This is a genomic window from Billgrantia kenyensis (genome assembly GCF_013697085.1).
Taxonomy (GTDB): Bacteria; Pseudomonadota; Gammaproteobacteria; order Pseudomonadales; family Halomonadaceae; genus Halomonas; species Halomonas kenyensis.
Map to the genome: position 1 here is coordinate 1 of NZ_JACEFT010000014.1, position 24,450 is coordinate 24,450.

Below are 24,450 nucleotides of genomic sequence, written 5' to 3' on the forward strand. Positions count from 1 at the left end.
GTGAACCGCCGTGGTACGGACCCGTATGCCCGGTGGTGTGAGAGGACGGGGGAGGCGACTCCCCCTCCTACTCGATTTCGGCGGGTGTACTTCCTCAGCCGGCCCGCTCGAACAGCAGGTTGTTCTCCAAATGGATGTGCTCCATCAGGTCCTCGCGGAATTCGCGCAGGCCGGCATAGAGCGCGCGCCAGGTGGTGCAGGCGCCCTTGGGCGGGGTGATATCGTCGGTCAGCAGCATCACCTGCTCCAGGTTCTCGCCGTGGTCGTCGTGCTCCTGGCGCATCACCGCGATCGGCCCCTGGGCCTGGGCGCCCAGGCCGCTGCGCAGCATGGGGAACAGGATCTGCTCCTCCTTCTGCATGTGGCTCTCCATCTCCTGATGGACTGCCATCAGCAGGTCGGCCAGCCCGTTGGGGCAGCTTTCGCGCTCGCCGTGGACCTGCTCTACCCGCCGCGCCATGCGGATCAGCTCGGGCAGCTGCTGACGGTGCACGTCGTGGTAGCGAGCCAGGATATGATCGATCAGCTCGTCATTGCTGGCTTCGCGCCAGTCGTGCTGTTCGCTGCTGGCGGCCGGCAGCGCCTCGAGCTCGGCGAGCAGTTTGTCCACATGCAGGCCGGCGCGCTCGGCGGCCTGGCGCAGGCTGATACGCCCACCGCAGCAGAAGTCGATGTTGTGGGTATGAAAGATGCGGGTCGCGCCGGGTAGCGACAGGGCGATGCGGCCAACGGTTTGTTCGAGCAGGTCCATGTGAAGTTCCTCTGTAAATGGGATGTCACCCTGTACAGAGCAAGCGCCGTGCCAGCTTTTAAATCCCTTTATTTTCAATGTCATGGGATAGATATGGTTAAAATCACCCTATCGTAGTAGGGTTGTATTGACCCTGTAAGGTGCTTTTTACCATGCTCGATGACTCCCTGCTGGCCGACCTGACCGCCGATCTGCCCAGTGCCGTACGCCTGCAGCGGCTGGTGCGCACGCTGCGAGAAGGCTTTCGCTGCGGTGCGGTGTGCCTGTTGCGACTCCACGATGACGTGCTGGCACCCGTGGCCGTGGATGGGCTGGTGCGCGAGGCGCTGGGGCGACGCTTCGAGGTGGCCCGTCACCCCCGCCTGGCCACCATCCTCACCAGTCGCCGTACCACCTTGTTCCCGCCCGATTCGACGCTGCCCGACCCCTACGACGGGCTGGTCGAGCAGCAGCCAGGCGAGCCCCTGCACGTGCACGATTGCATGGGCATCAGCCTGCACGTGGAGGGCGAGCCTTGGGGCGTACTGACCCTGGACGCCTTGGTCGCTGGCACCTTCGATGAAGCCGCACGCACGATGCTGGAGCGCTATGCGCTGCTTGTCGAGGCCGCGGTGCGCGTTTCGCGACTGGAGCAGGAGGTGCGTGCGCTGCGCATGTCGCAGCACGGAGTGGTTGAACATGCCGTATCAGGTGAGAGTGGTGAGATCCTCGGCCATAGTGCCGGGCTGCAGCGTCTGCTGCATGAGCTCGACGTGGTGGCCGACTCGGATCTGCCGGTGTTGCTGACGGGCGAGACCGGGGTGGGCAAGGAGCTCTTTGCGCGGCGACTGCATCAGCGCTCGCCGCGGGGTGATCAAGCGCTGGTACAGGTCAACTGCGCGGCGCTGCCCGAGACCCTGGCCGAGAGCGAGCTGTTCGGTCACGTGAAGGGCGCCTTTTCCGGCGCCACGGCGGATCGTGCCGGGCGCTTCGAGACGGCCGACGGGGGCAGCCTGTTTCTCGATGAAGTGGGCGAGCTGCCGATGGCGATCCAGGCCAAGCTGCTACGCGCGCTGCAGAACGGCGAGGTGCAGCGCCTGGGCGAGGACACCCCGCGCCGGGTCGACGTGCGAATTATTGCCGCCACCAACCGCCATCTGGCCGAGGGCGTACGCGACGGCTTGTTCCGCGCCGACCTTTATCACCGACTATCGGTTTATCCCGTTGCCATTCCACCACTGCGCGAGCGCGGTAGCGACGTGCTGGTACTGGCCGGTCATTTTCTCGAGATCAACCGTGCGCGACTCGGCGTACGCAGCCTGCGCCTGTCCTCGGCGGCCGAGGCGGTGTTGCTGGAATACGCCTGGCCCGGCAACGTTCGTGAGCTGGAGCACGTGATCAGCCGGGCGGCGATCAAGGCGCTGGGTCACGGCGCACGGCGCAACGATATCGTCACCCTGCAGCCAGAGTGGCTCGACCTTCCTCATGTCCAAGCGTTGAAAGCCACTCAAGGCATGGCGAACGGCCCCCCTGCACTCGACATCCAGGAGGTGACGGTGAACGACGTCGAACCGCTACGTCGCCAAGTCGAAACCGCCCAGCGCCGAGCGATTCGCGATGCGCTGGCGGCGTGCGGTGGCAATTGGGCGAATGCCGCTCGCCGGCTTGCCGTGGACCCCAGTAATCTGCACAAGCTGGCGCGCCGCTTGGGGATCAAATAGTTACGGATTGCAAGCCCTAGCGTTAAAATAAAGACCACATGTGGTGCTTGAACGTGGGTCGTCGGCTATATATGGTAGCCAAGGCCCCGGTTGGGGGCATTGGCACAGGCTTGACGCATATCAGTGCAGGCAGCCCGCGCCGAGCTTAGGATGGTCGGTTTGGTGGCCCTGTGCCGCGCTGAATCCACTGGTTCGCTCCACCGGAGAGTCGCTATGTTTCCGCTGCCCCTTGCTCGCTTGCCGCGCCCGCCCGCCCCGACCCGTCTGATTCGCACTCTTGATCCTCGTGTGCCGCTTACCTTGAAGCGGCAGCTGATCGAGCCGCTGCTCAACCGCACCTTCGCCGAGCCGCTGGCCGAGGGCGAGTTCGATGCGCTCGAAGGCCGCCGGATCTCGCTGCACGTCGATGACCTGGGCGTTCAATTGACCTTGACCCTCGAGGGGGAGCGCTTCCGGCTGACTCGCGAGGCGGGAGAGGCCACGATTCGCGGCGGCTGGCGCGAGTTTCTGTGCCTGGCAACCCGTCGCGAGGATCCTGATGCCCTGTTTTTCCAGCGTCGCCTGGTGATCGAGGGCGACACCGAGCTTGGCCTGATGGTCAAGAACCTGCTGGACAGCCGCGAGGAGGGCCTGGCCCAGGGCCGCCTCGGCGAATGGCTGGTGCGTTTCGAACGCATGGCGCGCCACGAACGTTGACCGATTTGACTTTTTGACCCTTACTGGAGATCCCTGCATGAGTACTTCCACCAAGGCCGTCAAGACATCCCACGAGGTGCCTATGCAAGCGCCCTCACGCGATATCTGGGACTCCAAGTATCGTCTCAAGGATCGTCATGGCCGGCCCGTTGACAAGGATGTGGCAGCGACCTGGGAGCGCGTGGCGCGCGCCCTGGCGGCGGTGGAAGGCGACAAGGCCGAGGAGTGGCTGCCCAAGTTTCGCTGGGCGCTGGAAAACGGTGCCATTCCCGCCGGGCGCATCATGTCCAACGCCGGCGCCGAGGACTACAAGCCGGCGGTGAGCCTGATCAACTGCACCGTCTCGCGCACCATCCGCGACTCCATGCACGACATTCTCTCCTCGGTGGTGGATGCCGGCATGACCCTCAAGGCAGGCTGCGGCATCGGCTACGAGTTCTCCACCCTGCGCCACAAGGGCGCCTTCGTGTTCGGCGCCGGCGCCGGTACCAACGGCCCGTTGGCGTTCATGGATATCTTCGACAAGATGTGCTTTACGGTAGCCTCGGCGGGCGGTCGCCGCGGCGCCCAGATGGGCACCTTCGACGTTGGCCACCCCGACGTGCGCAGCTTCATCGAGGCCAAGCGCGAGGCCGGCCGGCTGCGTCAGTTCAACCTCTCGCTGCTGATCACCGACGAGTTCATGGAAGCGGTGAAGAACGACGCCGACTGGCCGCTGGCCTTCCCGCTGCACGCCGGCGAGAAGGAGGATGTGAAGCCCGAGGACCTGATCTATCGCGACTGGCCGGTGATCGAGGACGCCTATACCGTCGATGCCGAAGGCCGCGTGGCCTGCCGCATCGTCGAAGTCATCAAGGCGCGCGAGCTGTGGGACACCATCATGCGTTCCACCTACGACTTCGCCGAGCCGGGCTTCATCCTGATCGACCAGGTCAACCGCATGAACAACAACTGGTTCTGCGAGGAGATCCGCGCCACCAACCCCTGCGGCGAGCAGCCGCTGCCGCCGGAAGGCGCCTGCCTGCTGGGTTCGGTCAACCTGACCCGCTTCGTCATCGACCCCTTCGGCAAGAAGCCACGCTTCGACTGGGAGCGCTACCGCAAGGTGGTGGCGATCTTCACCCGCATGCTCGACAACGTGGTCGAGATCAGCGGCCTGCCGCTCGAGGGTCAGCGCCGCGAGATCGAGGCCAAGCGTCGTCATGGCATGGGCTTCCTCGGCCTCGGTTCGACCCTGACCATGCTCAAGATCCCCTACGGCTCCGCCGAGTCGCTGGCCTTTACCGAGGAAGTTAGCCGCAACCTGGCCATCGAGGGCTGGAAGCAGGCGCTGGAACTCTCCCGCGAGAAGGGCATGGCGCCGATTCTTGCCGAGGACTTCGAGATCACGCCGAAGATGCTGCGTGAGCGTCCGGAACTCAAGAAGGACGGCTACGAGATCGGCGACAAGGTGCCGGGTCGTATCCTGCACGCCCGCTACAGCCGCTACATGCAGAAGGTCGCCGAGGTGGAGCCGGAGCTGGTCGCCGCGCTGGCCGAGCACGGCGCGCGCTTCACCCACCACAGCTCCATCGCGCCGACCGGCACGATCTCGCTGTCGCTGGGCAACAACGCCTCCAACGGCATCGAGCCGTCGTTCTCGCACCGCTACTTCCGCAACGTGATCCAGGCGGGCAAGAAGACCAAGGAGCAGGTCGAGGTGGTCTCCTTCGAACTGGCCGCCTACCGCCACTTCATCGCCAGCGACGCGGTGGAGAGCGACCTGCCGGACTACTTCATCACCGCCGACGCGGTCAGCCCCAAGCAGCACGTGGCGGTGCAGGCGGCGGCCCAGGTGTGGGTCGACTCGGCGATTTCCAAGACGGTGAACGTGCCCACCGAGTTCCCCTTCGAGCAGTTCAAGGACCTCTACCTGGACGCCTACGAGAGCAAACTCAAGGGCTGCACCACCTTCCGCTTCAACCCCGAGGCCTTCCAGGGTGTGCTGGTGCGCGAGGACGACCTCAAGAACACCACCTATGTCTTCGAGCTGGAGGACGGCGAGACGCTGGAGCTTTCCGGCGACGAGAAGGTGATCTACGACGGCGAGGAACACAACGCGGCCAATCTCTATGACGCGCTAAAAGAGGGAACTTATGGAAAGTGGTAACCGCCCGATCCGTCCCTGCGTCATGAAGACAAGTATTGAAGGAGCCTGCTGATGGCCGTCGAAATCAAGTCCAAGATCGTTTCCTACAGCGTCAAGAAGGCGGTGCAAGAGGCGCCGCTGGCCGACGAGAACCCGCTCACGGTACGCATTCCCTCGCGTCCGGAAGGGACGCTGGAGGCCGTCTCCGAGAAGATCTCCTACGTTGGCGCCGAAGGCCGCAAGAAGGTCTACCTGCTGGTCTCCTTCATGCCGGTAGAAGGCGTGCTCGACGGCAAGCGGGTGGTAATCGAGCGCCCGGTGGAGTTCTTCTTCCCCTCCGGCCAGCTCTCCAGCGAGCACCAGTGGATCACCGCCACCATGCGCAGCCTGTCGCTGGCCGCCCGCGGCGGCTACGTCACCCAGGCGGTGGCTGATCTGCGTAAGGTGGCGTGGGACAAGGGCCTGGTCCGCTGCGGCATGAACCGCTGGGGCAAGCCGATGTTTCACGACTCCGAAGTGGCCGCCATCGCCTGGTCGATCCAGCAGATCCTCTACCGCCGTGGGTTCCTCGATCAGGACGGCAACCAGGTGCCGGTGGAGGAGCTGGTGCGCCGCTACGCCCACCGCCTGACCCACGGCCATCCCTGGCAGCCCCCCACGCCTGAAGAGGAAGCCAAGGCCGAGAAGCAGGCCAAGGCGGCAGCCGCCGAAGAGAAGGGCGACGGCCCCACGGTAGTGGGCCACTGCCCGGAGTGCCGCGGCGAGCTGATCATGATGGATGGATGCCCGACCTGTTATGCAGGTTGCGGCTGGTCCAAGTGCGGTTGAAAACTGTCTGCGCTCGGCCATACGTCGTTAAAAATCGGCTCAAAGTACTCATTTACAGCTTGTAAACTCCGTCCTTGGACTCGCGACATCCCTGTCGCTCGCTCTTCGAGCAGCGGAGCTGCCCAAATCGGCTTTCCTGCCGATTTGTCGCCGATTTTTGCCTAGTCTGGCCATCGCTCGACAAGTTTTCCGTATAGCAGTAACTGGCTGCGCTCGGCCATCAAGGCCCAGAAGCCGGACTTGTTCCGGCTTCGTCGTGTCTGGGGTCAGGCGGCGACGATTCTGGGGCCGCCGTCGGCTTGCGGTAGGGTCATGTCGCCGTCGGTGATCACCACGTCGAAGTCGTCGAGCTGGGCGAAGTAGGCAGGGCGGATCTGGCCGACCTTGCTTTCGTCCACCACCAGCAGGCGCTGCTCGGCGCAGGCGATGGCGGCCTGCTTGGGCGCGACCTCGTGGAAGTGGAAGCAGCTCACGCCGCGCTGGGCGTGCACCCCGGCGGCCGAGATGAAGGCGCGGTTGATGCCCAGGCGGCCGATCACCGCGTTCATGTCGTCGCTGCCGAAGGAGCGTGAACTGGCATGGAATAGGCCACCGAGCAGCACCAGTCGCACCCCGGGCAGCAGGCTGACGGCGTTGGCGACGTTGAGTGCATAGGTCACCACCGTAAGGCGCTCGTGGCTGGCAAGCAGGTTAACCAGCGGAAGCAGGGTCGTACCGCAGTCGACGAACAGGGTGTCGCCATCGGCGAGGAAGCCGGCCGCTCGTTCGCACAGCCGGCGCTTGGTCATGGCATGGCTGTATTGCTGCCGGTCCAGGTCGTAGACCGGTGCGAACTGCGGGTTATCGGCCATCACGAGACGACCGCCAAGCAGCGTCATGGCGCCATCGCTTGCGTCGATGTCGCGACGAATCGTCATCTCGGAGACACCACACAGGCGGGCAGCGTCACGCAGATGAAGGGTGCCACCGCCAGCCAGCGCCTGCTGCAGGCGGGCCAGGCGCGAAACACTGCGGGCATTCAATGGCTTGCCTCCAAGTTTTCCTACCATGTGACGCAATGCGAAGGTTGCTTAGGTTGGCTCCCTATGCTGAGCCAGATGCCAGGCATTTTCCACTGCCGACACCAAGGAGACATGTCGCCTGGCTCACTTGGTGACGATTTCTGTTCATGGCTTTCCGCTCAGTTCATGCCCGTGTTGGCATTATCACATTCAATGTTATATTTTTAACATTGTGCGTGACATCCATCCACTTCCTACCCTATTCAGGTGCGGTTCCAGCCAAGGCCATCGCAGCACCAAAGGAAGGATCCCATGACTGCCATCATGAGCCTGGTCGGCATGGCGACGTTGATTGCCATCGCCCTCATCTTCTCCACCAGCCGCCGCGACATCCGCCTGCGAACCGTGGGTGGCGCCTTCGCCATTCAGGCCGGCATCGGCGCCTTCGTGCTCTACGTGCCGTTCGGTCAGGCGGTGCTGCAAGCGATTTCCGCCGGCGTCAGCCAGGTAGTGCTCTACGCCAACGACGGCATCGACTTCCTCTTCGGCGGTCTCGCCGATACCGACAACATCGGCTTCGTCTTCGCCATCAAGGTGCTGCCGGTAATCATCTTCTTCTCCTCACTGATCGCCGTGCTCTACTACATCGGCATCATGCAGTGGGTGATCCGCATCCTCGGCGGGGCGCTGCAGAAGGCGCTGGGCACCTCCCGCACCGAGTCGCTCTCGGCTACCGCCAACATTTTCGTCGGCCAGACCGAGGCACCGCTGGTGGTGCGCCCCTTCATCGCCCGAATGACCCCCTCGCAGCTGTTCGCGGTGATGTGCGGCGGGTTGGCCTCGGTGGCCGGCTCGGTGCTGGCGGGCTATGCGGCGCTGGGCATTCCCATGGAGTACCTGGTGGCGGCCTCGTTCATGGCCGCACCGGGTGGGCTGCTGTTCGCCAAGCTGATCATGCCCGAGACCGAGAAGCCGGTGGACGATGTGGAGGAGGCCAGCGAGGTGATCGAGGCCGAGGACAGGCCGGTCAACGTGCTCGACGCGGCGGCGTCGGGGGCCTCGTCCGGGCTGCGCCTGGCGGCCAACGTCGGCGCCATGCTGCTCGCCTTCATCGGTCTGATCGCGCTGGTCAACAGCATGCTCGGCGGCGTCGGCGGCTGGGTCGGCGTCGAGCAGCTTAGCCTGGAGCTGATCCTCGGCTGGCTGTTCGCGCCGCTGGCCTTCGTGCTCGGGGTACCCTGGGAGGAGGCCACCCTGGCCGGCTCCTTCATCGGCCAGAAAATCGTGGTCAACGAGTTCGTCGCCTACATCAACCTGTCGCCCTATATCGAGGGTGATGCGATGGTGGCGAACACCGGCCAGGCCATGAGCGGCCACACCATTGCCATCCTCTCCTTCGCCCTGTGTGGCTTTGCCAACCTCTCGTCGATTGCCATCCTGCTCGGCGGCCTGGGCAGTATCGCTCCCAGCCGGCGTCACGACATTGCCCGCTTCGGGGTCAAGGCGGTGCTGGCCGGCACCCTCTCCAACCTGATGTCGGCGGCCATTGCCGGGTTCTTCCTCTCCATCGGTGGAGTGATCTGATGGCCACCGTAAATTCTTTGCTTCGACAGGTAACGTCATGACCGAACTGCAGCAGGCCGCGCGCCAGGCCCTGGCGCTGATGGACCTCACCAGCCTCAACGGCGACGACAGCGACGCCGTAATTCACGAGCTGTGCGCCCGCGCCAACACGCCGGCGGGTCATCCGGCGGCGGTGTGCGTCTATCCCGCCTTCGTGCCAACCGCGCGTCAGGCGCTGGCCGAGCAGGGCCTGGCCGGCAAGGTGAAGGTGGCCACGGTGACCAACTTCCCCCACGGCGAGGCGGACGTGGAGCGCGCCGCGGCCGAGACCCGGGCGGCCATCGCCGCCGGCGCCGACGAGGTCGACGTGGTCTTTCCCTACCGTGCGCTGATGGCGGGCGACGCCGAGGTCGGCCGCGAACTGGTCGAGGCGTGCAAGCGCGAGTGCGGCGACGCCGTGCTCAAGGTGATCCTGGAAACCGGCGAACTCGAGGACGCCGGGCTGATCGACCGCGCCGGCATGCTGGCCATCGACGGCGGCGCCGACTTCCTCAAGACCTCCACCGGCAAGGTGGCGGTCAACGCCACCCTGAATGCCGCCAAGATCCTGCTCACCGCGATCAAGGCGAGCGGCCGCGACGTCGGCTTCAAGGCCGCCGGAGGGGTGCGCACCGCCGAGGATGCCGCCGCCTACCTGCAGCTTGCCGAGCGGGTGATGGGGGCCGAGTGGATCACTCCGGCGCACTTCCGCTTCGGTGCCTCGGGGCTGCTCGGCAGCCTGCTCGACACCCTGGGCGTCGAGCAGTAAGACAAGGGCTCGACGGGAGGCTACTGATGGCTTTCCGTGCGCTTCCTCAGGAGCTGATCCGCGCCAAGCGCGATGGCCAGGCGCTCTCGTCCGAGGAGATAGGCGAGCTGGTGGGCGGCATCAGTGACGGCAGCCTTTCCGACGCCCAGGTCGGCGCGCTGGCCATGGCAATCTATCTCAACGGCATGAATGCCGCCGAGACGGTGGCGCTCACCGAGGCGGTGCGCGACTCCGGTGAGGTGCTGACGTGGCGCGGCCTGGGCCCGGGGCTCGATCTGCCGGGGCCGGTGCTCGACAAGCACTCCACCGGTGGCGTGGGCGACCTCGTCTCGCTGGTGCTGGGGCCGTGGATCGCCGCCTGCGGCGGCTACGTGCCGATGGTTTCCGGTCGCGGCCTGGGCCATACCGGCGGCACTCTGGACAAGCTCGAGGCGATTCCCGGCTACGACATCGCCCCCACGCGGGAGCGCTTGCGCAAGCTGGTACGCGAAGCGGGCGTGGCCATCGTCGGCCAGACCGCCGAGCTGGCCCCGGCCGACCGGCGGCTCTACGCCATCCGCGACGTCACCGCCACGGTGGAGTCGCTGCCGCTGATCGTCAGCTCGATCCTCGGCAAGAAGCTGGCCTGCGGCCTCGACGCCCTGGTGATGGACGTCAAGAGCGGCAGCGGCGCCTTTATGCCCACTCACGAGGCGTCGTTCGAGCTGGCCAGCACCATCGCCGAAGTGGCCAGCCGCGCCGGCACGCCGACCACCGCGCTGCTCACCGACATGAGCCAGCCGCTAGCGCCCTGCGCCGGCAACGCCGTCGAGGTGCGCGAGGCGATTGCGTTGCTGACTTGTGAAAAGACGGGAGATAAGAGGGGCGGGCGTCTGCTGGAGGTAACCCGCACGCTTGCCGCCGAGCTGCTGCTGGCCGGCAGGCTGGCCAGCGACCATGAAGGCGCCCTGGCCCTGCTCGACGAGCGGCTCGCCAGCGGCGCTGCCGCCGAGCGCTTCGCGCGCATGGTGGCGGGCCTGGGCGGCCCCGCCGACCTGCTCGAACGCCATGACCGCCATCTGCCCCGGGCGGCAGTGGTGCGCCCCGTATACGCCGAGCGCAGCGGCCGGGTCACGCGCATGGACACCCGCGCCCTGGGCCTCGCCGTGGTGACGCTGGGCGGCGGACGCCGTGCGCCGAGCGATGCCATCGATCCTAGCGTTGGCCTGAGCGATATCGCCGCCATCGGCGAAGCGATCGACGGCGAACGCCCGCTGGCCTGGGTGCACGCCGGCAGCGAGGCCGATGCCGAGCGCGCCTCCGGCCAACTGCGCGCGGCCATCGAAGTGAACGACGTCGCGCTCGGCGACGTCGTACTGCCTACACTCATTCAAGACGTGATCCGTCGGGAGGCGCCATGACCCGTGCCATCGTGCTGGTACTCGACTCCTTCGGCATCGGCGCGGCCCCCGATGCCGAGCGCTTTGGCGACGCCGGGGCCGACACCCTGGGCCATATCGCCGCCGCCTGTGCTCATGGCCACTGTGACGGCGCTAGTCGCCGAGGACCGCTGGCACTGCCCAACCTGGGCCGGCTGGGGCTGTTCCACGCCCACCGCGAAAGCACCGGCGCCTGGGCCGAGGGCATCGAGGTACCGGTCGAAGTGATCGGCGCTTACGGCCACGCCGGGGAGATCTCCTCGGGCAAGGACACCCCCTCGGGCCATTGGGAGATCGCCGGGGTGCCGGTGCGCTTCGACTGGGGCTACTTCCTCGACCGCGAAGAGAGCTTTCCGCCCGAGCTGCTCGCAGCGCTGATCCGCGAGGGCGAGCTGCCCGGCGTGCTGGGCAACTGCCACGCCTCGGGCACCGAGATCATCGCCCGGCTTGGCGAGGAGCACATGGCCAGCGGCAAGCCCATCGTCTATACCTCGGCGGACTCGGTGCTGCAGATCGCTGCCCACGAGGAGTCGTTCGGCCTCGCGCGGCTCCACGCCCTGTGCGAGACCGCCCGGCGCCTCCTCGAGCCCTACAACATCGGCCGGGTGATCGCGCGGCCCTTCGTCGGCCAGAGCGCGGCGGACTTCACCCGCACCGCCAACCGCCGAGACTACAGCGTCGAGCCGCCCGCGCCCACGGTGCTGCAGAAGCTGTGCGACGACGGCGGCGAGGTGTTCGCCATCGGCAAGATCGCCGACATCTACGCCCACTGCGGGGTGACGCGCACGCTCAAGGCCAGCGGCCACGATGCGCTGATGGACGCCACCCTGGCCGCCCTGGACGAGGCCGGCGAGCGCTCGCTGGTGATGACCAACTTCGTCGACTTCGACACCCTCTACGGCCACCGCCGCGACGTGACCGGCTATGCCGCTGCGCTGGAGGCCTTCGACGCGCGGCTGCCCGAGCTGCTGGCCAAACTGCGCGACGACGACCTGCTGGTGATCACCGCCGACCACGGCTGCGACCCCACCTGGCATGGCACCGACCACACCCGCGAGCGGGTGCCGGTGCTGGCATTGGGGGCCGGGCTCGCTCCCGGCTCGCTTGGCGCGCGAGACACCTTCGCCGATATCGGCCAGAGCCTGGCGGCGCATCTGGGCCTGGCGCCCATGGCCGACGGCACGAGTTTTATTGCCTCTCCGCCTCAACCCGACCCTCTCGCTGCATAGGAGCCTGACATGGCGACTCCCCATATCCAAGGCGAACGCGGCATCTTCGCCGACACCGTGCTGATGCCCGGCGACCCGCTGCGTGCCAAGCACATCGCCGAGACCTTCCTCGAGGATGCCCGCGAGGTGAACAGCGTGCGCAACATGCTCGGCTTCACCGGCCGCTATCGCGGCCGCGACATCTCGGTGATGGGCCACGGCATGGGCATCCCCTCGGTCTCCATCTACGCCAAGGAGCTGATCACCGACTACGGCGTGCAGCGCCTGATCCGGGTCGGCTCCTGCGGCGCGGTGCGCGATGACGTGGCGGTGCGCGACGTGGTGATCGGCCTCGGTGCAAGTACCGACTCGGCGGTCAACCGCACCCGCCTCATGGGCCACGACTTCGCCGCCATCGCCGACTTCGAACTGACCCGCCATGCGGTGGACGCCGCCGCGGCCCAGGGCGTGCCGGTCAAGGTGGGCAACCTGTTCTCGGCGGACCTGTTCTACAACCCCCAGGGCGAGCTGTTCGAACTGATGAAGCGCTATGGCATCGTCGGCGTTGAGATGGAGGCGGCGGGACTCTACGGCGTGGCGGCGGAGTTCGGCGGCCGGGCAATGACCATCTGTACCGTCTCTGACCACATCCTCAAGGGCGAGTCGCTGCCCAGCGAGGCTCGCGAGCGCAGCTTCAACGAGATGGTCGAGGTGGCGCTGGAAGCGGTGCTGCGCGACGACGCGGCGGGGGCGGCATGAGCGACACCGTCGACCCGGCCATCGTTGGTGCTTTGATCGCCGTGCGCGGGAATGCCTACGCGCCCTACTCCGAGCACCCGGTGGGTGCCATGGTGGAAAGTGCTAGCGGGGCGCGTTTTTTCGGCGCCAACGTCGAGGTGGCCCACTACAAGGGGCTGTGCGCCGAGGCCTCGGCTATTGCCGCCATGATCAGCGCCGGCGAGCGGCGCCTGCATGCCGTTTACGTCATTGGCCCGGGGGCTCATCGCTGCACGCCTTGCGGTGACTGCCGTCAACGGATCAGAGAATTTGCCGGCGCCGACACCCAAATTTACGTGCTCGATGCCGAGGGCAAACTGCTCAAGCGCTACACCATCGATGAACTGCTGCCTGATGCCTTCGGGCCGGAGAACCTCAGCCACTGGAATTTATGATGCGTTGCTGTCAGGTGGCGGTGATCCTGCCTCCGCGAGGTAGTACCTCGAGACTTGGGCACAGACCCAGAAGATGACGGCAAGGATGATGAAGAACAGGCTGCCCGACACCAAGTTCCAACTGATGGGATACTGGTCGATGGCGACGAGATAGAACAGACCGGCCACCAGAGCGAACATCACGACGATGGCAGCTGCCCAGAAAAGAAAATACAGGGCGATTCCCAACTTGTTGAGCATGTCCCTCTCCTCAAGCGGTTCAAGGATTCCCCCTCAGCATAGTTCATCCCGATGACGGTGGGTTGCGCGCCGGTATCCTCGGTTGGCGAGTCGCATGAAGGCCGTGGTGTCGCCTGGGTTCACTCGCGCAGCTCTATATTTTCGAAGTGGGGAGCGAGACGCTTGACCAGGCCGGCGAGCATGCCTCGCGGCGGGGCGTTCTCCACCGGCTGGCAGTAGGCCGGATCGAGGCACTGGCGGGTGCGAGCCATCTGGATGGCGTAGTGGCGTACGCCGCAGTCGGCCAGGGTCAGCGCCAGGCGTTCCACGTCGTTCAGCTCGAAGTCGCGCCAATGCACGGTGGTGCGACATTCGAAGGCGACACCGCTGTCGAGCAGAGCCATCAGGCTCTGGCTGTTGCGCTGCCAAATGCCCGGCCGGCCGCAGATGCGGTCGAAGTCACCGCCGCGGCCCTTGACGTCGAGCCCCACCCAGTCGAGCCAGGGCAACAGGCGCGACAGCCGCCCCGGGTAGGAACCGGCGGTGTGCAAGCCGACCTTGAAGCCCATTGCCTTCACCTCGCGTACCGCCGCCGGCAGGGCGTTGTGCAGGGTCGGCTCGCCGCCGCTGAACACCACCGCCTCGAGCAGCCCCTGGCGGCTCTCCAGGAACTCCCGTACCGCCTGCCACTCGCTCTCATCGCCGCGGCGCGGCGCCATCATGTGGCCGTTGTGGCAGTAGCCGCAGCGCAGCGGACAGCCCTGCAGGAATACCACGCAGGCCAGGTGGTCCGGATAGTCCAGCGTGGTCATCTGGGTCATGCCGGCGACGGGTAAGCGGATGCCGTCGAGGGAGGCCAGGTGAGTCGGGTCGAGGTCGGTGGCGATCATCGAGAAGCTCCAATGCCGGGCGCAGGGCCCGGCCGCTCAGTCGGTCGAATATCAGGGCGTCAGGGCGGCGGCCCGCTCGGTGAAGTGGCGGCGCTCGCGGTGCTCGGCGCGCTTACCGACATTGAACTGGCTGGTTGGGCGGTGATAGCCCATCACGCGGGTCCATACCTCGCAGCGCTGGCGTTGTTCGGTGGGCAGGGTGTCGATGTTCGTCATGGGTTGGCTCCTTCCAGTGGTTGCAGAGACCGTGGGTTTATGCACGGCGATTGGTGAAAACGCTCAGGCCGGTACGGCCGCGGCGCGTCTTGCCAGCAGTGCTTCGTCGCACTTCGGGCAGAACTCGTGTTCGCCGGCCAGATAGCCATGTACCGGGCAGATCGAGAAGGTCGGCGTCACGGTGATGTAGGGCAGGCGGAAGCGCGACAGCGCGGTGTGTACCAGCTTGCGGCAGGCGGTGGCGCTGGAGAGCCGCTCGCGCATGTAGAGGTGCAGCACGGTACCGCCGGTGTAGCGGGTCTGCAGCGGGTCCTGGTGAATCAGCGCCTCGAAGGGGTCGTCGGTGTGCCCCACCGGCAGCTGGCTGGAGTTGGTGTAGTAGGGCGCCTCCGGCGTGCCGGCCTGCAGAATGCCAGGGAAGCGCTCGGCATCGGCGCGGGCGAAACGGTAGGTGGTGCCCTCCGCCGGGGTCGCTTCCAGGTTGTAGAGGTGGCCGGTCTCGGCCTGGAACTGCTGCATCCTGGTGCGCACGTGGTCGAGCACTTCGAGGGCGAGCTGGCGCCCTTCGGGGGCGGTGATGTCGTAGCGGTCGTCGCAGAAGTTGCGCACCATCTCGTTGAGCCCGTTCACGCCCAGGGTGGAGAAGTGGTTGCGCAGGGTGCCCAGGTAGCGCTGGGTATAGGGGTAGAGCCCCTCGTTCATCCACTGCTGGATACACTCGCGCTTGAGCTCCAGGCTGTCGCGGCCCAGCGCCAGCAGGCGGTCGAGTTCGCAAAGCAGGCCCGCCCGGTCGCCGGCGAAGCGATAACCCAGTCGTGCGCAATTGAGCGTCACCACCCCCAGCGAGCCGGTCTGCTCGGCGCTGCCGAACAGGCCGTTGCCACGCTTGAGCAACTCGGAGAGGTCGAGCTGCAGGCGGCAGCACATGGAGCGCACCATGTGCGGCTCCAGGTCGGAGTTGAGGAAGTTCTGGAAGTAGGGCAGGCCGTACTTGGCGGTCAGCGCGAACAGCCGTTCGGCATTGTCGCTCTCCCAGTCGAAGTCCGGGGTGATGTTGTAGGTGGGGATGGGGAAGGTGAACACCCGTCCCTGACGGTCACCGGCCTCCATCACCTCCAGATAGGCGCGATTGAGCAGGTCCATCTCCGCCTGCAGCTCGCCGTAGGTGAAGGGCTGCTCCTCGCCGCCGACGATTGGCACCTGATCGCGCAGGTCCGCCGGGCACACCCAGTCGAAGGTGAGGTTGGTGAACGGCGTCTGGCTGCCCCAGCGCGACGGTACGTTGAGGTCGTAGATGAACTCCTGGATCGCCTGCTTCACCGCTGCGAAGTCGAGGCCGTCCTTGCGCACGTAGGGGGCGAGATAGGTATCGAATGAGCTGAAGGCCTGGGCGCCGGCCCACTCGTTCTGCAGCGTGCCGAGAAAGTTGACCATCTGCCCCAGGGCGCTGGAGAGGTGGCGGGGCGGATCGCTCTCGGCGCGCCCGGGTACGCCGTTGAAGCCTTCGATCAGCAGCTGGCGCAGCGACCAGCCGGCGCAGTAGCCGCACAGCATGTCGAGATCGTGAATGTGCAGGTCGCCATCACGGTGGGCGGCGCCGACCTCGGCAGGGTAGACCTCGTCGAGCCAGTAGTTGGCGATCAGCTTGCCCGAGACGTTGAGGATCAGCCCGCCCAGGGAGTAGCCCTGGTTGGCATTGGCGTGCACGCGCCAGTCCGCGCGTTCGAGGTATTCGTTGACGGTCGAGGCGACGTCGATGCGGCGCGGGCCGGCCTGGCGGATGGGGGTGTTCACCGTAATCTCCCTATATGTGCTGCCGTTTTGCGTTTCTAACCACAACATATGGTGTGTGAAGGCTAAAGCCTTCGGCAGCGAGAGAAAATGATCCAGATCAGAAAAAGGCCAGTCGGAACGTCGGGAAACGACGAACCCCGCCGATTGGCGGGGTTCGAAGACGGGGGCAAAGGCGCTCATCGTGGGGCGGTTCAGCCGGCGGTCAGCCGGGTGTTGTCCATGCCCGGGCGACCGTGCCAGTAGCCGTCGCACACCTCGGCCTCGACCAGGGCCAGCGGGTCGGCGGTGGGCAGCTCGCCGCGGCGGGCGGCGTCGAAGGCCGCCACCACCTCGGCCATGCCCTCGGCGCGGGGGCTCAGCCGCGCCACGGCCACGCCCATTGCGGCCATGTCGCTGACCTCGTGGCGCAGGTCCTGACAGGCGCCAGAGAGGGTCTGTATGCCGTTGAGGGTGAACACCTCCTTGGATTCCTGTGAGCGCAGCGCCAGGCCTTCCGGGTACTTCTGGCACACGAACTGGCAGCGGTCCTTGGGCTTCTGGTGGCGCCGCGCGGTAAAGCAGCGCGACGACCAGGCCAGCGGCAGGTGGCCGTAGGCGAACACCTCGCAGGGCGCATCGAGCCCCTCGGCAGCGCAGTCGGCCAGCAGCCGGGCGAGATCGTCGCGAGACATCTCCACCGGCGCCTGCCAGCGGCGCATGCCGGCCCGGGCCATCACGCCGATGGCGGCCGGGTTGTAGAGGTTAAGTGCCGCCCCGGCAACGAAGGGCAGGCCGGCGGCGGCTAGGCGCTGCAGGGCGCTCTGGTCGTTGGCCTCGACCGTGAACTCGCCGTTGTCGCACAGCTTGCGCAGATCGCGCAGGTCGGCCTCGGACTCGATCAGGGTCTGGCTCGCCAGCACCACCTGCTTGCCGCTCTGGGCCAGCTCGCGGCCGATGCCGAGCCAGTCGTCGAGCTTCATGTCGCGGCGACGCGAGCAGACGGACTCGCCCAGGGTGACGATCTCCACCGGCCAGTCGGCGGCCTCACGGTAGAAGTCGGCGTAGCGCTCGCGGGTCCAGTAGAACAGCACTGGGCCCAGGGCGAGCTGCAGGGAATCGGATGACATGAAACCTCCTATTTCCAGCGGCGCTCGTAGGCACCCAGGGTGGTGGTGGCACCTTCGGAGACCTCGCCGAGGCCGGCCATCCAGGCGGGGTCGGGGTGGAAGCGCTCCGGCGTTCGCTCGAGGCGATCCAGCGCCTGGCGCCAGATACCGGCCACCTTCGACACATAGGCCGGGCTGCGCTGGCGGCCCTCGATCTTCACCGCGCTGATGCCCAGCTCTCGCAGCTCCGGCAGCAGCTCCAGAGTGTTGAGGCTGGTGGGCTCCTCGATGGCGTGATAGGTCTCGCCGCCGACCTCGAAGCGCCCCTTGCACAGGGTGGGGTAGCCGGCGCGCTCGCCCTCGCCGTAGCGATCGATCAGCACGCCGTTCAAGCGCGACTCCAGCCCCTGGGGCGTCTCCTCCCAGCGCACGTGGGCCGCTGGCGAGCAGACACCGCGGGTGTTGGGCGACTCGCCGGTGAGATAGGACGAGAGATAGCAGCGCCCCTCGGCCATGATGCACAGGCTGCCGAAGGCGAACACCTCCAGCTCCACCGGGCTCTGCTTCGCGAGATCACGCACCTGGGTGATGGAGAGCACCCGCGGTAGCACGGCGCGCTTGATGCCGAACTGGTCGTGATAGAAGCGCAAGGCCTCGTGGCTGGTGGCCGAACCCTGCACCGACAGGTGGCGGGCGAGATCCGGGTGGCGCCGTGCGGCGTAGTCGAGCAGCCCCATATCGGCCATGATCAGGGCGTCGACGCCGAGATCGGCGGCCTGGTCCACGGCGCGGGTCCACTGGTGCCAGCCGTCGGGCTGCGGGTAGGTATTGATGGCGCAGAACACCCGCTTGCCGCGGGCATGGGCGTAGTCGATGCCTTCGCGGGCGCGCTTGTCGGTGAAGTTCAGCCCGGCGAACTGCCGGGCGTTGGTGGCGTTCTGGAAGCCGAAGTAGACGGCATCGGCGCCTTCATCCACCGCCCGCTTCAGGGCCGGCAGGTTGCCGGCCGGGCAGACGAGCTCCATGTCGCTCTCCTCGCAGTCTGGGTAAACCCGACCATGCTAGTCGACTATGCTCGGGCGGCTCTTGATGAAGGTCATGGCGAAGCGGGATTGTCGCCGGAAGCTGACTTGGCGGCCCTGCCGAGGCAGGGCGCATGGGACCGGATGCCAGCATCACGCCGCATCGAGCGGCCGCGACGGGCCGAAGTGTTCGAAGTGGCGGCGATCCGCCTCGATGCCGAGCTCCGCCAGGGCCTGGTCGACTGCACTCATGAAGCCCTGCGGGCCTACGAAATAGCAGCGCGGGTTGGATTCCGGCAGGTAGCTCCGCAGCAGCTCGCGATCAAGGCGGCCGCGATGGTCGGCTTCATCGCCATGTTCATGGATGGCGACGGCCTTGAGCCGTGACGGATGTGCCTGGCACAGTGCATCGACTTCCTCGCGAAAGGCGTGGTGCCTGGCATCAAGGGCGGCGTGCAGATAGACCACCTGCCTGCCCTGGGCCAGGGCCTGTCGAGCCAGCGGCAGGAGTGGTGTCTGGCCCACGCCGCCGCTGACCAACAGCAGCGGCTCGTTGCCCTGCTGCAGCGTCAGCTCGCCGGCTGGAGGAAGCAGGTTCACGACATCGCCAACGTCCAGTTCGTCGTGAAAGTGGCGGCTTACCCGACCTTCGACTTCGCGCTTGATCGAGATGCGATAGGTCCGCCCGTTGGGCAAGTCCGACAGACTGTAGTGGCGATAGACCGGCTCGCCATTGATGTCGAGACGCACGCCGATGTACTGGCCGGGTTGGTGATCCGCCACCGGACCGCCGTCTTCGGGCTCGAGCACGAAGGAGCGGATCACGGCGCTCTCCTGGCGCGTGGTCGCGATGCGGAAGCGGCGCAGGCCGCGCCAGCCGCCTGGCTGCTCGGCAAAGGCCCGGTAGCGCCGCTCCTCCAGCTCGATCAGCAGGCCGGCCAGCTCATCGTAAAGGGCAGTCCAGGCCGCGGCGATCTCCGGGGTCAGGGCGTCGCCAAGCTCCTCGCCGATCGCGGCCATCAGGCATTCGCCGACGATGGGGTACTGGTCAGGCTGAATGCCTAGCGACACGTGCTTCTCGACCACCGTGGCCAGTACCTCCCGCGCTCTGGCAGGGTCCTGGCGCAGCTGCACGTAGGCCAGTACGGCGCCGGCCAGGGCGCGCTGCTGGGCACCGCTCTGCTGGTGCGCGGCATTGAACAGTGACGCCACCTCGGGGTAGCGCGCAAACATCAGGGGGTAGAAGCGCTGGGTGATGGCGTCTAGGTGCTGGGCAACCACCGGGGCGGTGGCTTCGATGAGCTGCTCCTGCTGCTGGGTGAGCATGCGTCTCTCCTTCGTCTGGGGGGGGTTATAATATGCATGTAAAATACATCTTTAATCCCGCACCATCCTGAGGCGTATTGTCGCGGTGTTCACGCGGGTTATCGGATAGGTCTAGAGCGCCCAGACCAGGGCCAGCAGCACGCCCCAGGCCATCAGGCCGAACGCAGTGACCGTGTAGGTCGCCGACATGACCATGATATCGTGCTTCTCGCGCTCGCAAAGCGCTTGAAGACCGTGATAGATCAGCCCACAGGAGACCATCAGCGCTAGCAGTACGCCGCTGACGATGAACAGCATGTCGGGCACGAACAGGGTCAGCGAGGCAAACCATAGCGGCAGTGGGGCCATTGCCGCCAGCAGATAGGCGTCGTTCAGCGAAAGTTTCAGCCGATGGGCGCCGGCCACGCCGTGGATCAGCCAGCCCATGATCAGGAAGGTGAGCAGCTCGGCGGTCAGCAGCGTCGGGGCGATCAGTGCCCAAGGGCGTTCGCTCAGGCCCGGCAGCAGGGCGTTGCCGTGCTGGTGGATGGCGTAGTGCAGCATGACAGGCGGCAGCAGCGACAGCGGCAGCACCACACGCAGGATCAGGGCATTCAGGGAAGGGCGCTGGCGCCGCAGCTGCTGCCAGCCACCCTCCTGGGTGAAGGGCAGTTGCAGGATATGGTTGATATCCATCAAGAGGCTCTCGCGTCAGGAAAAAATCATTGTTTTCCTTGGTTTAGCTGCGAGACGAGAGCCTGTCAATACCCCCTTCCTACAAGCCTATCTTGTGGGCCCGGTGGGTGAAGAAGATGCCACTGGGCGACTCGGCCGGCAGCCTGGCCAGCTCCTCGAAGGTGCGGGTGTCGTAGATCACCACCTCGTTGCTGTCGCGAGCCGAGATCCAGATCTGCTCGCCGCGTGGAGTGAACTCCTTGTGCAGGATGGATTTGCCCGGCTCCAGGGTCTCGATCACCTCATGGGTCTGGGTATCTATCACCTGTACCTTGTCGTTGAGTGGATGGGCGAAGGTGACCCACACCTGACGCTCGTCGGGGCGGCTCATGACGAAGATTGGCTGGCCATGCACTTCGATGCGGTTAGTCAGCGACCAGTCGCTGGTGTCGGCCACCAGCACCTCGTTGCGGCCCACGGCGGGGAAGAAGGCCTGGGTACCGGCCATGGCCCAGCCCTCCAGGTGGGGCATCTTGAACACCGGCAGGCGCTCCTCGCCGCGACCGTAGTCGGGCAGGATGCGCTTCACGCCGTTCTCCGGGTGCCACAGATCGAGCAGCGCCATGCCGTCCTCGCCGAACAGGCCGGCGATGTAATAGCGGCCGTTGGCGGTGATAAGGGCGTCATAGGGCATGCTGCCCACGTCGCGATACTTGGTCAGCTCGGGCTCCTCGGTGGACATGTCCAGGGTCCATATCTCGCCGGCCTCGAACAGGCTGAAGACGAAGATGTTGCCCGGAACGTCCACCACGCCCACCACCTTGGCCTGGTCGGTGGTGCCGTCGGGGCGCTCATAGGTGGCCGGCACGTCGATGACGAGCTCCATGGTCTCGGTGTCGAACACCTTCACTCCGCCCGGCTCGTAGTTGCCCACCGCAACGAAGCGGCCATCCTGGGAGATGGCGCCGCCGATGCTGTTGCCCCCCTGGATGATGCGCCCGTCGACCTCGCCGGTGAGCAGGTCGAGGCGGGTCAGCCCGCCGTCACGACCGAAAACGAAGGCGCGGCGGGCGTCGCGGGTGAACTTGACCGAAGCGTGGGAAAGGTCGCCAAAGCCTTCGACATGCCTCAATACCTTCCGCTGGGTGGTGTCGACCAGCGCCACGCTGCCGGTGGCGCGTTCGATGACCACGCCGAGATCCCCCGTGCCGCGAAGCTCCGGCCCCGCAGAGGGAGTCTCGGCCTGGGCCTGGCCGGCGGTCATCAGGGCCAGGGCACTGGCGGCAAGCAGTGTCTTCAGCGGATGTGGCATAGGCATGGCAGATCTCCGGGTCAGTCTTGTTGCAGCGTTTCCAGGGAGTTGTCGGTACGCAGGTGGTCGGCAATCCAGCGCGCCTCCGCATCGCTGAGCAACGTTTTCCAGCCTGGCATGGCGCTACCGGGTATGCCGTGCTGGATGATGTAGGTCAGCGCCTCGGGGCTGAAGGCTTCCATACGGTCTCGGGGCAGCGCCGGCCCTAGCCCACCACGCAGGGTCATGCCGTGGCAGGAGCCACAGTCCTGGTAGAGCAATGTTTTCAGCTCTGCCTGGCGCTCGGAATCGAGCGTGTCTGCGCGGGTCTCCGCCAGGGCGGCGGCTGGGAACAGCAAGCCGATGAGCAACAGGGACAGGGCCGGCAGGTGCATGGGGAAGCCTCTCGGTGCAACGAATGGAAAGCAATCCTGGGCTCGAGCGGAGCGCAGCGTTCCCGCAGTGTTGCGTTCCGACACCGCCATTGTTTTGACGAATGTCAATGGCTTGGCAAGTAGCGGCTGGAAGCCGGGTTTAAAGGCGCTTTGAAAATACCTCTTTTGACTTGCGTCAACAGCAGCGTCAATGGCCACTTTCGTAGCTGAACTCACATGTAAGATACCGCTTAAGACCATGCATCCACCATCGTCAGGTAATTGCCCATGGCTGCACTCGACGAACTCGACCGTCGCCTCATCGATGCCTTTCAGCGCGGCTTGCCGCTGGACTCCCGGCCCTTTGCCGCCATGGCCGAGCGCCTGGGAGTGAGCGAGGCGGCAGTGATCGAGCGCCTGAGAGAGCTGCAGCAGAGCCAGGTGTTGAGCCGGGTAGGGCCGGTCTTCGACCATGCCCTGGCCGGAGCCAGCCTGCTGGCGGCGGTGGCGGTGCCCGAGGCCGAGCGCGATGCGGCGGCCGCGGTGATCAATCGTTCGCCGGGCGTCAACCACAACTACGCTCGCGAACACGACTTCAACCTCTGGTTCGTGATGACGGCGGCCGATGAGGTCCAGCTCGAGTCCCGCCTCGAAGCATTGGAAGAGGAGCTGGGCGTGCCGGTGCTGCGCTTGCCGATGCTCGAGGGCTTCCACATCGACCTCGGTTTCCCGATTCCCTGGGCTGAGCTGGAGACGCCATGAACAGCCTTTCGATGCCCTCCACCTTGCCCCATCGGGGGGCTTCGCCAGAGCGGCTTCGGGCGCTGCTCGAGCGAGGCTTGCCGCTCACCGAGCAACCCTGGCTGGCGTTGGCCGAGCAGTGCGGTATGAGCGAAGACGAAGTGCTGGGCTGGGTCGAGCGCTGGCAGCACGAAGGCTTGATCAAGCGCCTGGGACTGGTGGTGCGTCATCATGCGCTGGGCATTCGAGCCAACGCCATGGTGGTCTGGGATCTGCCCGACGACATCGTGTCGGAGGTGGGGCGGCGGCTGGCCAAGGAGTCCGCCGTGACGCTTTGCTACCGCCGACCGCGGCGCCTGCCCGACTGGCCCTACAACCTGTTCTGCATGATCCACGGCACGCAGCGTGATCGCGTGCTGGCGTCGCTGGCCGACATCATCGAGCGGCAGCAATTGCATCAAACACCCCATCGCGTGCTGTTCAGCCTCAAGGCCTACAAGCAGCGCGGCGGTCGCTACACCCGTGAGGACGACAGCCATGAGCGTCGAGCTTGCCCACCGGCCTGAGCCGGCCGACCTGGATAGCGCCGATCGGCGCATCATCAACCGCCTGCAGGATGGCCTGCCAGTGGTCGAGTCGCCCTATGCCGAAGTGGCGGCGGAACTCGAGCTCTCCGAAGGCGAACTGCTCTACCGCCTGGAGCGGCTGCTGGATGACGGGGTGCTGAGCCGTTTCGGCCCCATGTACCACGCCGAACGCCTGGGCGGCGGCCTGACCCTGGCCGCGCTGGAAGTGCCGGAAGCCGACTACGAGCGAGTCACCGCGGCGGTCAACGCCTTTCCCGAGGTGGCTCACAACTATCGTCGCGAGCATCGCCTCAACATGTGGTTCGTGCTGGCCACCGAGACGCCCGAGCGTATTGCCGAGGTGATCGTGGCGATCGAGGCCGCCACTGGCCTTGCGGTCTTCAACATGCCCAAGCAGGAGGAATTCCATGTCCGTCTCCACCTGCCCGTCTGAGCCGGCCGAGGCCGCCGAGGGCGGCCTCGACGCCATCGACCGCGCCATCGTGCTGGCCACCCAGTCGGGCCTGCCGCTGGTACCGGATCCCTGGGGAGCGGTGGCCAGGCCGCTCGGCCTCACAGGCGAAGTTGTCCGCGCACGCATGCAGCGCATGCAGGAAAGCGGCGTGATTCGAAGGATCGCGGCGGTGCCCAATCACTACCGGCTGGGCTATGTGGCCAATGGCATGACGGTGTGGGACGTGGACGATGCCCATATCCAGCGACTGGGTCGCGAAGTCGCGACGATCCCGGGCGTCAGCCACTGCTACCGGCGACCGCGTCACCTGCCCGAGTGGCCCTACAACCTGTTCGTGATGCTGCACGGCAAGAGTCAGGCCGAGGTCGAGCGCCAGGCCGAGGCGCTGCGCGAGCGGCTCGGTGAGGCCTGCCGCGACCACCGCATCCTTTACAGCTCCCGCATTCTCAAGAAGACCGGCTTGCGGCTTGCACGCCAGCCCGGTCCGCCGCGCTGAGACCCGCGCCGCGCCAGAGGAGGTACCT

26 protein-coding genes are annotated in these 24,450 nt (G+C 66.2%); 14 read left to right on the forward strand and 12 right to left on the reverse strand.

Annotated features, from left to right (window positions below; translation table 11 throughout):
- Positions 1-94: 94 nt before the first annotated feature.
- Positions 95-751 (reverse strand): iron-sulfur cluster repair protein YtfE, encoded by a 657-nt coding sequence (ytfE, locus tag H1D44_RS12145; protein ID WP_181515124.1) that lies wholly within the window; start codon positions 749-751, stop codon positions 95-97.
- Between the two features lie 152 nt (positions 752-903).
- Between ytfE and norR the strand changes: the two genes are divergently transcribed.
- The 4 genes from norR to H1D44_RS12165 all read left to right on the forward strand — a co-directional run bounded on the left by norR (position 904) and on the right by H1D44_RS12165 (position 6,103).
- On the forward strand, positions 904-2,451 hold the full coding sequence (gene norR, locus H1D44_RS12150) for a nitric oxide reductase transcriptional regulator NorR (RefSeq protein ID WP_181515125.1): 1,548 nt from the start codon (positions 904-906) through the stop codon (positions 2,449-2,451).
- Positions 2,452-2,664: 213 nt separating this feature from the next.
- A complete protein-coding gene (gene ubiT, locus H1D44_RS12155; protein ID WP_181515126.1) occupies positions 2,665-3,147 on the forward strand; it encodes a ubiquinone anaerobic biosynthesis accessory factor UbiT in 483 nt (160 codons plus the stop codon).
- 37 nt (positions 3,148-3,184) lie between these two features.
- Positions 3,185-5,296 carry an adenosylcobalamin-dependent ribonucleoside-diphosphate reductase gene (locus tag H1D44_RS12160; RefSeq protein ID WP_181515127.1) on the forward strand — a complete coding sequence of 704 codons (2,112 nt, stop codon included), beginning with the start codon at positions 3,185-3,187 and terminating at the stop codon, positions 5,294-5,296.
- 51 nt (positions 5,297-5,347) lie between these two features.
- Positions 5,348-6,103 (forward strand): ribonucleoside-diphosphate reductase, encoded by a 756-nt coding sequence (locus tag H1D44_RS12165; RefSeq protein WP_181515128.1) that lies wholly within the window; start codon positions 5,348-5,350, stop codon positions 6,101-6,103.
- Positions 6,104-6,369: 266 nt separating this feature from the next.
- On the opposite strand, the gene H1D44_RS12170 is transcribed toward H1D44_RS12165, so the two are convergent.
- Positions 6,370-7,125 carry a DeoR family transcriptional regulator gene (locus H1D44_RS12170; protein WP_181515129.1) on the reverse strand — a complete coding sequence of 252 codons (756 nt, stop codon included), beginning with the start codon at positions 7,123-7,125 and terminating at the stop codon, positions 6,370-6,372.
- A gap of 291 nt (positions 7,126-7,416) precedes the next feature.
- Here H1D44_RS12170 and H1D44_RS12175 point away from each other — a divergent pair, with 291 nt between their 5' ends.
- Genes H1D44_RS12175 through cdd form a run of 6 tightly spaced genes read left to right on the forward strand, consistent with a single transcriptional unit; the run spans position 7,417 to position 13,273 of the window.
- Complete coding sequence (locus tag H1D44_RS12175) at positions 7,417-8,688, forward strand: NupC/NupG family nucleoside CNT transporter (protein ID WP_181515130.1); 1,272 nt, start codon at positions 7,417-7,419, stop codon at positions 8,686-8,688.
- Between the two features lie 37 nt (positions 8,689-8,725).
- Positions 8,726-9,475, forward strand: coding sequence for a deoxyribose-phosphate aldolase (gene deoC / locus H1D44_RS12180; RefSeq protein ID WP_181515131.1), 750 nt, complete (start codon positions 8,726-8,728; stop codon positions 9,473-9,475).
- 26 nt (positions 9,476-9,501) lie between these two features.
- Positions 9,502-10,875 carry a thymidine phosphorylase gene (gene deoA / locus H1D44_RS12185; protein ID WP_181515132.1) on the forward strand — a complete coding sequence of 458 codons (1,374 nt, stop codon included), beginning with the start codon at positions 9,502-9,504 and terminating at the stop codon, positions 10,873-10,875.
- Positions 10,872-12,122 (forward strand): phosphopentomutase, encoded by a 1,251-nt coding sequence (locus H1D44_RS12190; RefSeq protein ID WP_181515133.1) that lies wholly within the window; start codon positions 10,872-10,874, stop codon positions 12,120-12,122. Before deoA ends, H1D44_RS12190 begins: the two co-directional genes overlap by 4 nt.
- A 9-nt stretch (positions 12,123-12,131) precedes the next feature.
- Entirely contained in the window at positions 12,132-12,860 is a 729-nt protein-coding gene (deoD, locus tag H1D44_RS12195; protein ID WP_181515134.1) for a purine-nucleoside phosphorylase, read from the forward strand.
- Complete coding sequence (gene cdd, locus H1D44_RS12200; protein WP_181515135.1) at positions 12,857-13,273, forward strand: cytidine deaminase; 417 nt, start codon at positions 12,857-12,859, stop codon at positions 13,271-13,273. The genes deoD and cdd overlap by 4 nt, the downstream gene beginning before the upstream one ends.
- On the opposite strand, the gene H1D44_RS12205 is transcribed toward cdd, so the two are convergent.
- From H1D44_RS12205 to H1D44_RS12250, 10 genes are all read right to left on the reverse strand, one after another.
- Complete coding sequence (locus H1D44_RS12205) at positions 13,268-13,513, reverse strand: hypothetical protein (protein WP_181515136.1); 246 nt, start codon at positions 13,511-13,513, stop codon at positions 13,268-13,270. The two genes, cdd and H1D44_RS12205, sit on opposite strands and share 6 nt — an antisense overlap.
- A 119-nt stretch (positions 13,514-13,632) precedes the next feature.
- On the reverse strand, positions 13,633-14,382 hold the full coding sequence (locus tag H1D44_RS12210) for an anaerobic ribonucleoside-triphosphate reductase activating protein (RefSeq protein ID WP_181515137.1): 750 nt from the start codon (positions 14,380-14,382) through the stop codon (positions 13,633-13,635).
- Between the two features lie 51 nt (positions 14,383-14,433).
- Positions 14,434-14,598, reverse strand: coding sequence for an anaerobic ribonucleoside-triphosphate reductase (nrdD, locus tag H1D44_RS12215; RefSeq protein WP_181515138.1), 165 nt, complete (start codon positions 14,596-14,598; stop codon positions 14,434-14,436).
- 63 nt (positions 14,599-14,661) lie between these two features.
- On the reverse strand, positions 14,662-16,392 hold the full coding sequence (locus H1D44_RS12220; protein WP_181515139.1) for a ribonucleoside triphosphate reductase: 1,731 nt from the start codon (positions 16,390-16,392) through the stop codon (positions 14,662-14,664).
- 191 nt (positions 16,393-16,583) lie between these two features.
- Positions 16,584-17,498, reverse strand: coding sequence for a U32 family peptidase (locus H1D44_RS12225; protein WP_181515140.1), 915 nt, complete (start codon positions 17,496-17,498; stop codon positions 16,584-16,586).
- 8 nt (positions 17,499-17,506) lie between these two features.
- Positions 17,507-18,502 carry a ubiquinone anaerobic biosynthesis protein UbiU gene (gene ubiU, locus H1D44_RS12230; protein ID WP_181515141.1) on the reverse strand — a complete coding sequence of 332 codons (996 nt, stop codon included), beginning with the start codon at positions 18,500-18,502 and terminating at the stop codon, positions 17,507-17,509.
- Positions 18,503-18,652: 150 nt separating this feature from the next.
- Complete coding sequence (gene hmpA / locus H1D44_RS12235) at positions 18,653-19,825, reverse strand: NO-inducible flavohemoprotein (protein ID WP_181515142.1); 1,173 nt, start codon at positions 19,823-19,825, stop codon at positions 18,653-18,655.
- 111 nt (positions 19,826-19,936) lie between these two features.
- The gene (locus tag H1D44_RS12240; RefSeq protein WP_181515143.1) at positions 19,937-20,500 is read right to left on the reverse strand and encodes a Yip1 family protein; all 564 of its coding nucleotides are present in this window, start codon (positions 20,498-20,500) and stop codon (positions 19,937-19,939) included.
- Positions 20,501-20,579: 79 nt separating this feature from the next.
- A complete protein-coding gene (locus H1D44_RS12245) occupies positions 20,580-21,797 on the reverse strand; it encodes a cytochrome D1 domain-containing protein (protein WP_275299092.1) in 1,218 nt (405 codons plus the stop codon).
- A 14-nt stretch (positions 21,798-21,811) separates the two neighbouring features.
- Entirely contained in the window at positions 21,812-22,165 is a 354-nt protein-coding gene (locus H1D44_RS12250; RefSeq protein WP_181515144.1) for a c-type cytochrome, read from the reverse strand.
- Between the two features lie 267 nt (positions 22,166-22,432).
- Here H1D44_RS12250 and H1D44_RS12255 point away from each other — a divergent pair, with 267 nt between their 5' ends.
- The 4 genes from H1D44_RS12255 to ahbB (H1D44_RS12270) are packed head-to-tail and all read left to right on the forward strand — an operon-like array spanning position 22,433 to position 24,422.
- Positions 22,433-22,906 (forward strand): AsnC family transcriptional regulator, encoded by a 474-nt coding sequence (locus tag H1D44_RS12255; protein WP_181515145.1) that lies wholly within the window; start codon positions 22,433-22,435, stop codon positions 22,904-22,906.
- Entirely contained in the window at positions 22,903-23,451 is a 549-nt protein-coding gene (gene ahbB / locus H1D44_RS12260; protein WP_220128072.1) for a siroheme decarboxylase subunit beta, read from the forward strand. The genes H1D44_RS12255 and ahbB (H1D44_RS12260) overlap by 4 nt, the downstream gene beginning before the upstream one ends.
- Complete coding sequence (locus tag H1D44_RS12265; protein WP_181515146.1) at positions 23,423-23,905, forward strand: AsnC family transcriptional regulator; 483 nt, start codon at positions 23,423-23,425, stop codon at positions 23,903-23,905. Before ahbB (H1D44_RS12260) ends, H1D44_RS12265 begins: the two co-directional genes overlap by 29 nt.
- A complete protein-coding gene (ahbB, locus tag H1D44_RS12270; RefSeq protein ID WP_181515147.1) occupies positions 23,880-24,422 on the forward strand; it encodes a siroheme decarboxylase subunit beta in 543 nt (180 codons plus the stop codon). Before H1D44_RS12265 ends, ahbB (H1D44_RS12270) begins: the two co-directional genes overlap by 26 nt.
- Positions 24,423-24,450: the final 28 nt, after the last annotated feature.